Below are 12,920 nucleotides of genomic sequence, written 5' to 3' on the forward strand. Positions count from 1 at the left end.
GTGGGAGATGTCGTTATCTAGCCATAAACCTTGGGAAAGCCGCTGTTACAGCTAGGTGCAGAGTTATCCGTACAGTTTGCAGACGCTTTCGCGAGCAGGCTCGCTCCCACAGGAATTGCGTCGTTCTTGTGGGAGCGAGCCTGCTCGCGAAGAACGATTACACGGTAGTAGCTGGTTATTACCTACTCCTGCGGAATCGGACTACCTTGAATACTCCTGCACGCCCACTTCCAGAGGAGTCCTCCCCATGGCTGCGAAAAAAATTCTGATGCTGGTCGGTGATTACGTCGAAGACTATGAGGTGATGGTGCCGTTCCAGGCGCTGCTGATGGTCGGTCATACGGTGCACGCCGTTTGCCCGGACAAAACCGCCGGCCAGACCGTGCGCACGGCGATCCATGACTTTGAAGGCGACCAGACTTACAGTGAAAAACCCGGTCACCTGTTTACCCTCAACTTCGATTTCGCCAAGGTCAATGCCGCCGATTATGACGCCGTGCTGATTCCGGGCGGCCGTGCACCGGAGTACCTGCGCCTGAACGAAAAAGTCCTGGAGCTGGTGCGCGCATTCGACAAGGCCGGCAAACCGATCGCCGCCGTGTGCCATGGTGCGCAGTTACTGGCGGCAGCGGGCGTGCTCGAAGGTCGCGAATGCAGCGCTTATCCGGCCTGCGCTCCGGAAGTGCGCCTGGCGGGCGGCACCTATATCGATATCCCGGTGACGGACGGCCATGTTCAGGGCAATCTGGCCACGGCTCCGGCCTGGCCTGCGCACCCGAACTGGCTGGCCGGTTTCCTGGGGTTGCTGGGCACCAAAATCACGCTGTAACGAGGGACCTGTCCATGTGCGAGCTGTACGTCAAAGCCGACCCGATTCTTTACGAATCGCGCTCCCGCTCGCTGCGCATCTGCGGGGTGGTCACCACCCTGCGCCTGGAAAACCAGTTCTGGGACATTCTCAGCGAAATCGCCGAGGTCGACGGCATGACCACCAATCAGTTGATCGCCAAGCTGTATGAAGAAGTGATGGACTATCGCGGTGAAGTGGTCAATTTCGCCTCGTTCCTGCGGGTGAGTTGTACGCGGTATCTGAGTCAGCGCCGGGCTCAGGCGCCGGAGTTGTCGGTGGTGCGCGCAGTGGTGAAGTAGGGCAGATCGTGTCGACTCCATCGCGAGCAGGCTCGCTCCCACAATGGTTTGGTGTACTCAAATCTGCTGTGGGAGCGAGCCTGCTCGCGAAGGGGCCGGAACAGGCGACAGATGCCGCGGGCTGGTCTTTACTCTGAAGCGCGCAACCTCTCAATCGCCAAGGAGAACAAGCATGTCCGGATGGTATGAAGTGAGCAAAAGCAGCAGTGGCCAGTTCAGGTTTGTCCTCAAGGCGGCCAACGCCGAGACCATCCTGACCAGCGAGCTGTACACCACCCACGCCGCCGCCGACAAAGGCATCGCCTCGGTCCAGGCCAACAGCCCGCTGGATGAGCGTTACGAGAAGAAAACCACCAAGGATGGCCATCCGTATTTCAACCTCAAGGCGGGTAACCACGAGATCATCGGCAGCAGCGAGGCCTATTCTTCCGACGCCGCCATGGAGAAAGGCATCGCGAGCGTGAAGGCTAATGGCCCGACCAAGGTGATCAAGGACAAGACCTTGCCGGTGCTTTGAGTACAGCTTTCAAATCCAGCACAAATCCCTGTGGGAGCGAGCCTGCTCGCGATGACATTAGCAGCGTTGCCGCTAAACCTCGACGGGCACCGCGAGCTTCGGACTCCCCAACGCATGCGTCTTCGAATCAAAAAACCGCAACTCAACCCCCGTCCCCTCGAACACTTTCGCGTAGTGCCGCTTCTGGTGCTGGATGAAGGCCTTGCTGCGCGGGTAAATCGAGATCGCCACCACCTGCGGTTTCGCCAGGCGCAAGGCGTGGATGATGTGGCTGTCCTGTTCCCCCAGCGCATGGCCGAAGATGCACAGTGCCTGGCCGTGACCGAGTAACTGCTCGTAGCAGAACGACAGATAGTCTGAACTGCGAATGGTCTTGAGCTTGTCCGCACTCGGGCCCTCATTGATGAACAGCGGCACGTCGTCAAGGGTCTTGATCGTGTTGTTGATGGCGAAATTGCCCAGCAACGTGCCCTCGGTCGACATCAGCTTGCGCGCCGTACCGTCCTGGTTGCGCACCAGATGCAGGCCGCCGTGCAGGTACAGCAAGCGGGTTTTGTCGGTGGCCGTGTCGCTCAGGTCGAAACCGGGTTCGGCACCCTGGAACAGATCGGTGATCGCCTCAGGCTGGTGTTGCACCGCCCAGTAGTTGAGCAGGTCGTAATTGGTGGTGAACACCGTGCGGTAGCTGGCCAGTTCCTGATTGAGGGTTGCCAGCGTCGAAGGCACTACAAGCCGCCACGGGATATGCACCGCATGCACGGTGTTGATCAGTGCTTCCTTGATCGCGTAGTAGCGATTGCGCGGGGCGGCGGAGCTGACAGCCAGGGCCTTGTTGACCCGGCTGGTGGTTTTCAACGCGCTCAGAACCTGCTCGAAACTGCGGGTCTGCATCGCATCGAACACGCTGAGTTCGGACGGGGTCAGGGGTTTTTCTTCAACGGTGCGTGCGTTTTCGAACAGCGACTCGTAGCCGAAATCGTCCCACACCGCGCGACTGGCACCGTTGCCCACCAGCAAACCACTGAACGAAGTGGTGCTGCGCAAGGCGTTCCAGTCTTCAAGTTGGGCATCGACATCCTGGAAATCGGTCATTGCGGTCTTCGTCTCACGGCAAAAGGTCTATGGGCGGCGACTTTATCACGAGCGGGTGCCTGGACCACGGCACGACTGGGGTGAAGAACGTTATGCTGCGACTTCGCCCGAGCCGACTTCGCCGAGTACCCGATGCTGCAAAAAAGCCTGATCCGCCGTCTCGACCTGATCACTCTGCAATTGTTCGTCGCCGTCCATGAAGAGGGCACGCTGACCCGTGCGGCGTCGCGCGAAGCGATTGCCGTCTCGGCGGCGAGCAAGCGCCTGATGGAACTGGAGGAGGCGCTGGGCATCAGCTTGTTCGTGCGGCAGGCCAAGGGCATGTCCCTGACGCCGGCCGGTGAAACGCTGCTGCACCATGCCCGGCAGATGTTGTTCAACGTCGAGAAAATGGGCCTTGAACTGGGCGAGCACAGCCACGGTGTGCGCGGCTATGTGCGGATGCTCGCCAACCTGTCGGCGATCATTCAGTTTTTGCCCGAAGACCTGCGGGATTTTTCCGAGCGTCACCCACAGGTCAAGACCGACCTCGAAGAACGCCCCAGCTCCGGGGTGATCCAGGGCGTACTCGACGGGGTGGCCGACCTCGGCATCTGTTCCATCGACAGCGACATCAAGGGCCTGCACAGCGTGCTGTATCGCCAGGACAAACTGGTGGTGCTGATGCCGCCGCACCATCCGTTGGCGAACCGCTCGAGCGTGGCTTTCGCCGATACGCTGGACAGCGACTACGTCGGGTTGCATGCCGCCAGCTCGATCAACATGCGCACCCACGCCGCCGCCCGCGAGGCCGGCAAGGTGCTGCGGGTGCGCATTCATGTGCCTGGATTCGATGCCATGTGCCGGATGATCCAGGCCAACATGGGGATCGGCATCCTTCCGCTGCGGGCCTATGAATTGTTTGGCCGGGCGCTGGGTTTGCACGCGGTGCCGTTGACGGACGAATGGTCGGACCGGGCGTTGATTCTGGTGGTGCGCAATGAGGCGCTGCTGTCGCCGGTGAGCCGGATGTTGTTTGAGCATTTGCGTGGGGTGGTCTGATCGTTCTCGGCTGAGTTGGCCGGCCTCTTCGCGAGCAGGCTCGCTCCCACACTGGACCTGTGTCGCTCATCAATCCCCTGTGGGAGCGAGCCTGCTCGCGAAGGCGGCCCTGAGGACAGGACAATCTTCCAGAGCGTTCGCATTTCGCGAACGCCCGTTGCCAACTGAAGGTTGGATTCCCGAGTCCCCTGTCCTCTAGCCTTGGCCCATATTCCAAGAACAAGAGGTACCCCGCGATGACTGCCCCCTTGAGTGCGATCAAAGTGATCGAGATCGGCACGCTGATCGCCGCGCCGTTTGCGGCGCGCATGCTGGCCGAGTTCGGCGCCGAAGTGATCAAGATCGAAGCCATGGGCCAGGGCGATCCCCTGCGCAAATGGCGCAAGCTGCACGAAGGCACCTCGTTGTGGTGGTACCTGCAATCACGCAACAAGAAGTCCCTGGCGCTGAACCTCAAGTCGCCGGAAGGCATCGAACTGGTCAAGCAACTGGCGACCAGCGCCGATGTGCTGATCGAGAACCTGCGCCCCGGCGCCCTGGAGAAGCTCGGCCTCGGTTGGGACGTGTTGCATGCGCTCAACCCCAACCTGACGCTGGTGCGGATTTCCGGGTACGGCCAGACCGGCCCGTACCGCGATCGTCCGGGTTTCGGTGCCATAGGCGAGGCCATGGGCGGGATCCGCTACACCACCGGCACGCCCGGTTCGCCGCCGGCGCGGGTGGGCGTGAGCCTTGGCGATTCCCTGGCTTCGCTGCATGCGGTGATCGGTGCGCTGATGTCGCTGCTGAGGGTCAAGACCGGGCAGGGCGGCGGGCAAATCGTTGATGTATCCCTGGCCGAAAGCGTGTTCAACGTGATGGAAAGCCTGGTGCCGGAATACGACATGCTGGGCCATGTGCGTGAACGCAGCGGTGGCGCCTTGCCGGGGATCGCACCGTCCAACACCTATCTGACCGCCGACGGCGCCTACGTGGTGATTGCCGGCAACAGCGACCCGATCTACCGGCGCCTGATGCAAACCATCGGCCGCGCCGATCTGGCCGAAGCGCCGGAGTTCGCCCACAACGACGGGCGTGCTGCCAAAAGCAATCTGCTCGACGCCGCCATCACCCACTGGACCAGCAGCCTGCCCATCGACGAGGTGCTGGCCGCGCTGGAAGCTGCCGAAGTCCCGGCCGGGCGCATCTACTCGGTGGCCGACATCGTCGCCGACCCGCACTATCAGGCGCGGGACATGCTGCTCAATGCCGAGCTGCCCGGTGGTGCCACGGTGAAGATGCCGGGCATCGTGCCGAAACTCTCCGAGACCCCCGGTGGCGTGAACTGGTCCGGCCCCGGGCTGGGCCAGCACACCGACGGCATCCTCGCGCAACTGGGCCTGACGGCAACAGACATCGAACGCCTGAAAGTCGACGGAGTGGTGCAATGATCAGCGATTATTCCGACCACTTGATTGTGCAGGAAGTGTCCCCGCGCGACGGTTTGCAAATCGAGCCGACCTGGGTTGAAACCCACGACAAGATTGCCTTGATCGACCAACTGTCGTTGGCCGGATTCAGTCGTATCGAAGCCGGTTCGTTCGTGTCGCCCAAGGCCATTCCTGCATTGCGCGATGGTGAACTGGTGTTCAAGGGCATCACCCGGCAACCGGGGGTGATCTACGTCGCGCTGATTCCCAACCTCAAGGGCGCGCAACGGGCATTGGCATGCAGGGCCGATGAGCTGAACCTGGTGATGTCCGCCAGCCAGACCCACAACCTGGCGAACATGCGCATGCGCTGTGAGGATTCACTGGCGGCGTTCGGTGAGATTGTGCACTTCGTTGGCGACAGCCCTGTACGACTCAATGCCAGCATCGCCACCACCTTCGGCTGCCCGTTCGAAGGCAGGATCGATGAGGACCGCGTGGTGCAAATCGTCGAGGCCTATCAGGAACTCGGTATCCAGGGCATTACCCTGGCCGATACCACGGGCATGGCCAACCCGCGGCAGGTCGACCGGCTGGTGCGCCGGGTGCTTCAAAGGGTTTCCCCATCGGACCTGACCCTGCATTTTCACAACACTCGCGGCCTTGGCTTGTGCAACGTGCTGGCCGCCTACGAGGCCGGTGCCCGGCGCTTTGACGCGGCCCTCGGCGGCCTCGGCGGCTGCCCGTTCGCACCGGGAGCGTCGGGAAACATCTGCACCGAGGATCTGGTGAACCTTTGCGATGAAGTCGGCATTCACACCGGTATCGATTTGCCGCTGCTGCTGAAACTGTCCCGCGGGTTGCCGGCGCTGCTCGGTCACGAAGTGCCCGGTCAACTGGCCAAGGCCGGGCGCAATTGCGACCTGCACCCGATCCCTACCTGACCACCAATCCCCTGTAGGAGCGAGCATGCTCGCGATGGACGTCAACGATAACGCTGGATGCCAGATACCCCGCGGCGATCTCAGGTTCATCGCGAGCGAGCTCGCTCCTACAGTGAAATCGAACATTGACCAGACAACAAAAACAATCGGACACCCACGGGAAGTCCGCCTGGAGAACCACAATGAGCCTCAATGCACTGGAGGCGGGCGTGAGCCCGTCCGTTAGCCACGACACCGAAAAAGCCCTGGTCAGCAAAGTCGCCTGGCGCCTGATGCCGCTGATCATGGTCTGCTACCTGTTCGCGTTTTTCGACCGCATCAACATCAGCTTCGCCAAGTTCCAGCTGCAGACCGACCTGAGCCTGAGCGATACCGCTTACGGCCTCGGTGCCGGGTTGTTCGTGGTTGGCTATGTGATCTTCGAAGTGCCGAGCAACATGATGCTGTACAAGGTCGGCGCCCGGCGCTGGATCGCCCGGATCATGATGTCCTGGGGGCTGGCCACGGCAGCCATGGTGTTCGTCAATAGCGAATGGCAGTTCTACGCGCTGCGCTTCGTGATCGGCGCGATGGAGGCGGGTTTCGCCCCGGGCGTGCTGTATTACCTGACCCTGTGGTTCCCGCAGCACTATCGCGGGCGTATCACCTCGATGCTGTTCCTGTCGTCGGCGTTCGCCGGCCTGGTGGGCGCGCCGTTCTCGGGCCTGGTGCTGCAACACCTCGATGGCGTGCTGCAAATGCGTGGCTGGCACTGGTTGTTCCTGCTCGGCGGCGTGCCCTGCATCGGCCTCGGTTTGCTGGTGTTGACCCTGCTCAAGGACCGTATCGAAGACGCCCATTGGCTGACGCCTTCGGAGAAGACCCTGCTGGCCAGTCGCATCGCCCAGCACGAGCCGCACAAGAGCGGCGGTTCGCTGCTCGCCGCCTTGCGCATCCCGGGTTTCCTGACCTTGGGGCTGATCTACTTCCTGATTCAGGTGGCGTCCTACGGCTTGAATTTCTGGGCGCCGCAACTGATCCGCAGCGCCGGCACCGAAAGCCCGGTGATGATTGGCTTGCTGACGGCCATCCCGTACATCTGTGGCGCCATCAGCATGGTGGTGATCGGACGCCTGTCCGATGCTTCCGGCGAGCGGCGCAAGTATGTTGCCGGCCTGGTGGCGGTCGGCGCGGTCGGGTTCTTCTGTGCGGGGATCTTCGCCAGCCACACGACCTTCCTGATTGTCGCATTGGGCCTGCTCGGTGCCGGGATCATCGCCTCCATCCCCAGCTTCTGGACCCTGCCGCCGAAACTGCTGGCCGGTGCTGGTGCGGGCGCTGCCGGCGGGATCGCGGTGATCAACACCCTGGGCCAGTTCGGCGGCATCGTCAGCCCGGTGATGGTCGGCCGGATCAAGGACCTGACCGGCAGCACCACGCCGGCGCTGTATGTCATTGGTGTTTGCGCGCTGATTGCCGTGGCACTTTTGTTGTGGGGGTTGCCGCAGAAGTTGCGGACGCTGGACAAGGCCTGAAGTCCTCATTGCCAGACAGGCCGCTTTCGCGAGCAGGCTCGCTCCTACAAGAGAATTTGTGTCGATCACAGATCCAATGTGGGAGCGAGCCTGCTCGCGATGACTGACTTTCAGTCGACATCTGAAGGACGGTTGTCCTTTCAACCCGCCGTCGCCAATCCTTTGGCCGGTGCATCAAAAAACTGAATCAACACCACCCCGGCCATCAACAGCACCACCCCAACCACCTTGGGCAAGTTGATCGGCCGCTCCGCCAACCCGAACCAGCCGAAGTGATCCAGCAACAACGACGCCACCACTTGCCCTGCCAGCGCCAATGCCATGAACCCCGCGGCACCGAGTTTGGGCAGCAGCATCAATGCCAGCGAAATGAAGCACACGCCAAAAGCGCCACCGGCCCACATCCAGAGCGGCGCCTGGCTGATGAATGCCAGGGACGGCAACGGTAAACGCATCGCAACGATGATCGGCAACAGCACCACAACGCTCACCAGCAACGAGGCGAGCGTTGCCCACAGCGGATGACCCAGGCCGCGTCCGAGGTTGACGTTGATTGCGCTCTGAAACGGCACCACCGCCCCGGCGAAGGCGGCCAGCAGCAACCAACCGGCCCAATGCAACGTACTCATGATCGATCTCCAACAGGTTTTGCTGGACTCTAGAGTATTCGTCGCGCAGATTTAAATTCCGTTTTGTTATCCATAACATGCAGCAAATGAATGATCTTCGACGTATCGACCTCAACCTGCTGGTGATCCTCGAGGCTTTGCTCGGCGAGCAACACGTGACCCGGGCAGCCGAGCGCCTGCACTTGAGCCAGCCAGCGGTCAGTCATGCGCTGGCGCGATTGCGTGACCTGCTTGGCGATCCACTGCTCGTACGCGCCGGGGCCGGCCTTGTCGCGACGCCGCGAGCGCTGGAACTGGTGGCACCGCTGGCCGAAGCCCTGGCCCAGGTGCAGGCGCTGCTGGCGCCCAATGCCTTCGATCCCGCGACCACCCAGCGTACTTTCCGCCTGGCGATGTCCGACTATGGCGCCGCCATTGTCCTGCCGGGACTGATTCGTACGTTGCGCCACCAAGCGCCGGGCATCGACCTGCAAATCAGCCACGGCAGCCGCGAAGGCATGCTCGACGGGGTGCTCAACGGCGACATCGATGTCGCCGTTGGTGTGTTCCCGGAAATGCCCAATGATTTGCGCAGCACCCCGCTGTTCGAAGAGCACTACGCCTGCCTGGTGGATCGCAAAAGCTTGCCCGCCGACGGTGTGCTCGACCTGTCTACCTATCTGGCACGGCCTCACGTTCTGCTGGAGATGCGCGGCAGCGGCACCCCGGAAATCGAGCGCGCCCTGACCGCCCTGCGTGAACGCCGCCGCGTCGCCATCAGCCTGCCGCATTGGAGCGTGGCCCCGGAACTCATCAGCGGCACCGACCTGATCCTCACCGTTGCCTCCCGAGGCTTGCGCGATATCGATGAGCAATCACTGGTTGTCGTGCCACCGCCGTTTCACATCCCGTCGTTCACCTTCGTACTGGTCTGGCACAAGCGGCGGGGCGGGGATCAGGCGTTGAACTGGTTGAGTCGGAGAATTGGGGAGGGGATCGAACGCTAGGGGCTTTTCCAAGTGGCCTTTACCAATTGGAAGGTGGCAGGCGACGCGTATGAAAGATTCGCAGTACCTGAAGCCGACCCTGGCGAACCCGATAAGGAATCAGATAGGGCCGGTCAGGTAAAACCCATTCACGAGTACCGGGCAATCGACCTTCTCGGCCTGTCGCCGGAAAGCGCGCAAGGTGATCGACACTGGTGAGAATGGCTTGTACGAAATCTGCTGCTGCCTTTGGATTCTCTATCGCAATGTAAGCGGCTTCTTCATCCAGGTTCTTTAGTGCAGTACGCAGCCACTCAACGCGCATTCGCCGTCCACTTGTCAGCAATTGCGCTCACTTCTTCTTGCGTCGCGAAGTCACCTTCATCGGCTTCCTTCAAGGCTTTCTGGATTTCCTCGATTTGCCACGCTTCACGGGCCAGGTATTCACGCAGCGCGTCGACGGCCAGAAATGATTTGCTGCGGCCCGTTGCTTTGGCAAGGCTCGCGAGGTTATCGGCGATGTCGTCTGGTACGCGCAGGGACATGACTGACATGGTGGTCTCGATGTAGTGGTTTGTAATACAACATACTACACCGTCATCGGTGGGGCGGGACCATCCCGTTCGTCTGTCGAGATGTTTCAGTCGACAGGCAATGACCTGATATAGACTGGCCACCATTCACCAGACGGTTCAAAAGGACTCCCCATGACCCCATCGTTGCTAATGGCCGTGCTGGCCTCGGGTTTTATCTACGGCATCACCCCGGGACCGGGTGTGCTGGCGGTGTTCGGCATTGGCGCGGCCCATGGGCGACGGGCCGGGGCGGGGTTCCTGTGCGGGCATTTGCTCGGTGATGTGGTCTGGTGCAGCACAGCGCTGATCGCGATTGTCGGTGCGCGGGAGATCGGCAGTACGGCGTTCGACGTGCTTGGTGTGCTCAGCGGCCTGTATCTGTTCTGGCTCGGCTGGCGTGCGGTGCGTGCGCGGCGCAGCAGCGGTGATGCACCGCAGGGCCCGGCGCGGCAGCCGTTCTGGCACGGCATCCTGTTTGGCCTGACCAATCCCAAGGCCTATCCGGTAGCAGTGGCGACGTTCACGGCGCTGTTGTCGAGCCGCGCGGAACTGCTCCACTGGTCAATGCTGCCGACACTGATTGGCCTGAGCTTCGTCGGCGGGTTGCTCGCCTACGCTATTCTCATCGGCATCGTCGGTGCACGGCGAGTGCGCACCTTGTACCAGCGTCATGAACTGGCAATTACCCGGTTGTGCGGGGTAATGTTCATCGGTTTCGCCATCAATGCGCTGGTTCATGCGTTGCCGGGGCTGATGCCGAACAAGGCTTGAATGTGATCACAGGGATGCTAGGCCGACGGGGCAGGGATGATTGATGAGCGCTGCATTATCGGGGCACCCACGCTGAACCATGGAAAACCGGAATTCCGCGCCACTGGCGAGCTATATCGATCTGTTGCTGGATGCCGTCTGTGCGGTGGATAAACAGGGCCGCTTCGTCTTTGTCAGTGCGGCATGCGAACGTATTTTCGGCTACAGCCCCGACGAAATTATCGGTCAGCCGATGATCGATATGGTGCATCCGGCCGATCGCCAGCGCACCCTCGACGCCGCCCGGGAAATCATGGGCGGCGAGCCCAAGCTCAACTTCGAAAACCGCTACCTGCGCAAGGATGGCCGCGTGGTGCACATCCTCTGGTCGGCACGCTGGTCCGAGGTCGATCAGTTGCGCATCGCGGTGGCGCGCGACATCACCGAGCGCAAGCAGGCCGAATCCCGGCAGGCCGCGCTGTATGCGATTTCCGAGGCGGCCCATGCGGCAGAGGATCTGCTGGCGTTGTTCAAACGCATCCACATGATCATCGGCGAATGGCTGCCGGCACTGAATTTTTCCGTGGCGCTATACGACGAGCACTGCGCGCAGCTGAATTTCCCTTATCACGTCGATGACCACGAGCCACAGCCCGAACAACCCGGAACCATGACCGGGCGTCTGTGCACCGAAGTGATCCGCACGGGGCAGCCGATCCTGCTGACCCCGGACCAGGGCGCACCCTGTTGGCTGGGTGTGCCGCTGAACTCGCAAAACGGCACCATCGGTGCTTTGATCGTCAAAAGCATTCCGGGCGGTGAACGCTACACCGAGCAAGACATGGAACTGCTGCAATACGTCTGCGCCCAGATCGCGACCGCCATCGAGCGCAAGCAATTGCACGCCCGCCTGCAACACATGGCCCAGTACGACCAACTCACCCAATTACCCAACCGTGAGCTGCTGCGCGACCGGCTCAAGGCGTCACTGCAATTGGCCCGTGAGGACGGCGGGTACATGGCGCTGCTGTACGTCGACCTCGACCGCTTCAAACAAGTCAATGACACCCATGGCCATGCGGTCGGCGACATGCTGCTGCAAGCGGTGGCCAACCGCCTCAAGGGCTGCGTGCGGGAAACCGACACCGTGGCGCGCATTGGCGGCGATGAGTTCGTGGTGCTGCTGCACAGCATTCATGCTTCGAAAGACACCGATATCGTGGTCGAAAAAGTCCGTCAGGTCCTGGCCCAGCCCCTGCGTCTGGACGGGCATAACCTGAGCATCCAGCCAAGTATCGGCGTCGCCCGATACCCCGATCACGGCACTGAAGAGAAACAGTTGTTCCGGCATGCCGACGAGGCGATGTACTGCGCCAAACGCGAGCACCACCTGCGACTGGTCTGACCGCCGGGCACCGTTCGTCGTGCTATCCACGCAATTTTCTAAACCTTTTGTGATGCGCAAATTCAGATTTTATGCGGGCGCAAGCTCGCCGCGATCATCACCAAGAGGAAGAGAATCATGCCTAACTCAAGAAACTCGAACTCGGGAAACTTCGCCAACGACCGAACGAAGGCATCTGAAACCGGTCGCAAGGGTGGGAAAACCACCACCACGACCGTCGATAAAGACCCGGCGAAACCCGACATGGGCCGCAAGGGCGGTCAGAAATCCCGCTGAAGGATGCCGGTGGTTTTGATTGAGAGGCGGGGGCGAAAGCTCCCGTTTGAATTGGAAAAAGGAGGGCGCGACCATGAACCGCATGGCCACCCGATCATGCAATGCCAGTTTTGCCATGTTACTGGGCCTGTTATCCAGCAGTGTGTTTGCCCAGTCGCCTGCCGAATTTATCGACGAGGCTTCGGCACAAGGGATCGCCGATATTGAAGCGAGTCGCCTGGCGCACCAGATATCCGAGTCCAAGGAGATCAAGGATTACACCATCGTCGTCATCAACGACCGCACCACTGCAAACCAGCACCTGGCGAAAATCGCCAAGCAACTGGATTTGCCGGTGGCCCCGCGTGAAGAAATTTTCGAAAAGGCCAAAGCCCTGATGCCACAAGCCATGGATGGGGCGACCTTCGATGAAGCCTATACAGCCAGTCAGGTGAAGACCACCCAGGAAGCCATCAATCAGTTGCAGCGGGAAGCGCAGACCACCGACGTGCCGCAAATCAAGGCGTTCGCCGAAGAAACCCTGCCAAAACTGCAAATTCATCTGCAAATGGCCAAGGCGTTGCAGGCGAGGAGTTGAGCGTCAGCAGGTCAAGGGCAATCTCAATGCACTCCACCAAAGGTCGGGATAGGGCAATGCCTTCCAGTCGATGTATC

16 protein-coding genes are annotated in these 12,920 nt (G+C 61.1%); 12 read left to right on the top strand and 4 right to left on the bottom strand.

Translation table 11 applies throughout. The features are described 5' to 3' along the window. Positions 1 to 247 precede the first annotated feature (247 nt). The 3 genes from ACEN8E_RS06035 (at position 248) to ACEN8E_RS06045 (ending at position 1,666) form a co-directional block, all read left to right on the top strand. Positions 248 to 829, top strand: a complete 582-nt coding sequence (locus tag ACEN8E_RS06035) for a DJ-1/PfpI family protein (protein WP_495591829.1) — start codon at positions 248 to 250, stop codon at positions 827 to 829. A 14-nt stretch (positions 830 to 843) separates the two neighbouring features. After that, positions 844 to 1,149, top strand: a complete 306-nt coding sequence (locus ACEN8E_RS06040; RefSeq protein ID WP_429367323.1) for a ribbon-helix-helix domain-containing protein — start codon at positions 844 to 846, stop codon at positions 1,147 to 1,149. 172 nt (positions 1,150 to 1,321) lie between these two features. Continuing rightward, entirely contained in the window at positions 1,322 to 1,666 is a 345-nt protein-coding gene (locus tag ACEN8E_RS06045) for a YegP family protein (RefSeq protein ID WP_495591830.1), read from the top strand. Positions 1,667 to 1,738: 72 nt separating this feature from the next. Here ACEN8E_RS06045 and ACEN8E_RS06050 read toward each other — a convergent pair whose 3' ends face one another. Further along, the gene (locus tag ACEN8E_RS06050; RefSeq protein WP_495591831.1) at positions 1,739 to 2,758 is read right to left on the bottom strand and encodes a DUF4917 family protein; all 1,020 of its coding nucleotides are present in this window, start codon (positions 2,756 to 2,758) and stop codon (positions 1,739 to 1,741) included. A gap of 132 nt (positions 2,759 to 2,890) precedes the next feature. On the opposite strand from ACEN8E_RS06050, the gene ACEN8E_RS06055 reads away from it, so the two are divergent. The 4 genes from ACEN8E_RS06055 (at position 2,891) to ACEN8E_RS06070 (ending at position 7,666) form a co-directional block, all read left to right on the top strand. Next, entirely contained in the window at positions 2,891 to 3,799 is a 909-nt protein-coding gene (locus ACEN8E_RS06055; protein ID WP_495591832.1) for a LysR family transcriptional regulator, read from the top strand. Between the two features lie 236 nt (positions 3,800 to 4,035). After that, complete coding sequence (locus tag ACEN8E_RS06060) at positions 4,036 to 5,229, top strand: CaiB/BaiF CoA transferase family protein (RefSeq protein ID WP_495591833.1); 1,194 nt, start codon at positions 4,036 to 4,038, stop codon at positions 5,227 to 5,229. Then, positions 5,226 to 6,152 (top strand): hydroxymethylglutaryl-CoA lyase, encoded by a 927-nt coding sequence (locus ACEN8E_RS06065; protein ID WP_495591834.1) that lies wholly within the window; start codon positions 5,226 to 5,228, stop codon positions 6,150 to 6,152. Before ACEN8E_RS06060 ends, ACEN8E_RS06065 begins: the two co-directional genes overlap by 4 nt. A 182-nt stretch (positions 6,153 to 6,334) precedes the next feature. Continuing rightward, on the top strand, positions 6,335 to 7,666 hold the full coding sequence (locus ACEN8E_RS06070) for an MFS transporter (protein WP_495591835.1): 1,332 nt from the start codon (positions 6,335 to 6,337) through the stop codon (positions 7,664 to 7,666). Between the two features lie 140 nt (positions 7,667 to 7,806). On the opposite strand, the gene ACEN8E_RS06075 is transcribed toward ACEN8E_RS06070, so the two are convergent. After that, positions 7,807 to 8,295 (bottom strand): DMT family transporter, encoded by a 489-nt coding sequence (locus ACEN8E_RS06075; protein WP_495591836.1) that lies wholly within the window; start codon positions 8,293 to 8,295, stop codon positions 7,807 to 7,809. 77 nt (positions 8,296 to 8,372) lie between these two features. Between ACEN8E_RS06075 and ACEN8E_RS06080 the strand changes: the two genes are divergently transcribed. After that, positions 8,373 to 9,281 carry a LysR family transcriptional regulator gene (locus ACEN8E_RS06080; protein WP_495591837.1) on the top strand — a complete coding sequence of 303 codons (909 nt, stop codon included), beginning with the start codon at positions 8,373 to 8,375 and terminating at the stop codon, positions 9,279 to 9,281. A gap of 19 nt (positions 9,282 to 9,300) precedes the next feature. Here the strand turns inward: ACEN8E_RS06080 and ACEN8E_RS06085 are convergent, their stop codons facing one another. Continuing rightward, the gene (locus ACEN8E_RS06085) at positions 9,301 to 9,585 is read right to left on the bottom strand and encodes a type II toxin-antitoxin system RelE/ParE family toxin (RefSeq protein WP_495591838.1); all 285 of its coding nucleotides are present in this window, start codon (positions 9,583 to 9,585) and stop codon (positions 9,301 to 9,303) included. Further along, entirely contained in the window at positions 9,575 to 9,814 is a 240-nt protein-coding gene (locus ACEN8E_RS06090; protein ID WP_495591839.1) for a CopG family ribbon-helix-helix protein, read from the bottom strand. The genes ACEN8E_RS06085 and ACEN8E_RS06090 overlap by 11 nt, the downstream gene beginning before the upstream one ends. Positions 9,815 to 9,967: 153 nt before the next feature. On the opposite strand from ACEN8E_RS06090, the gene ACEN8E_RS06095 reads away from it, so the two are divergent. From ACEN8E_RS06095 to ACEN8E_RS06110, 4 genes are all read left to right on the top strand, one after another. Continuing rightward, positions 9,968 to 10,606 (top strand): LysE family translocator, encoded by a 639-nt coding sequence (locus ACEN8E_RS06095; protein ID WP_495591840.1) that lies wholly within the window; start codon positions 9,968 to 9,970, stop codon positions 10,604 to 10,606. A gap of 79 nt (positions 10,607 to 10,685) precedes the next feature. Further along, a complete protein-coding gene (locus ACEN8E_RS06100; RefSeq protein WP_495591841.1) occupies positions 10,686 to 11,990 on the top strand; it encodes a diguanylate cyclase domain-containing protein in 1,305 nt (434 codons plus the stop codon). A 117-nt stretch (positions 11,991 to 12,107) separates the two neighbouring features. Beyond that, on the top strand, positions 12,108 to 12,266 hold the full coding sequence (locus tag ACEN8E_RS06105) for a KGG domain-containing protein (protein ID WP_495591842.1): 159 nt from the start codon (positions 12,108 to 12,110) through the stop codon (positions 12,264 to 12,266). A 73-nt stretch (positions 12,267 to 12,339) separates the two neighbouring features. Continuing rightward, positions 12,340 to 12,843: a DUF4142 domain-containing protein gene (locus tag ACEN8E_RS06110; protein ID WP_495591843.1), complete on the top strand. Its 504-nt coding sequence runs from the start codon at positions 12,340 to 12,342 to the stop codon at positions 12,841 to 12,843. Positions 12,844 to 12,920 lie beyond the last annotated feature (77 nt).

This window comes from Pseudomonas sp. Pseusp9, assembly GCF_059491265.1.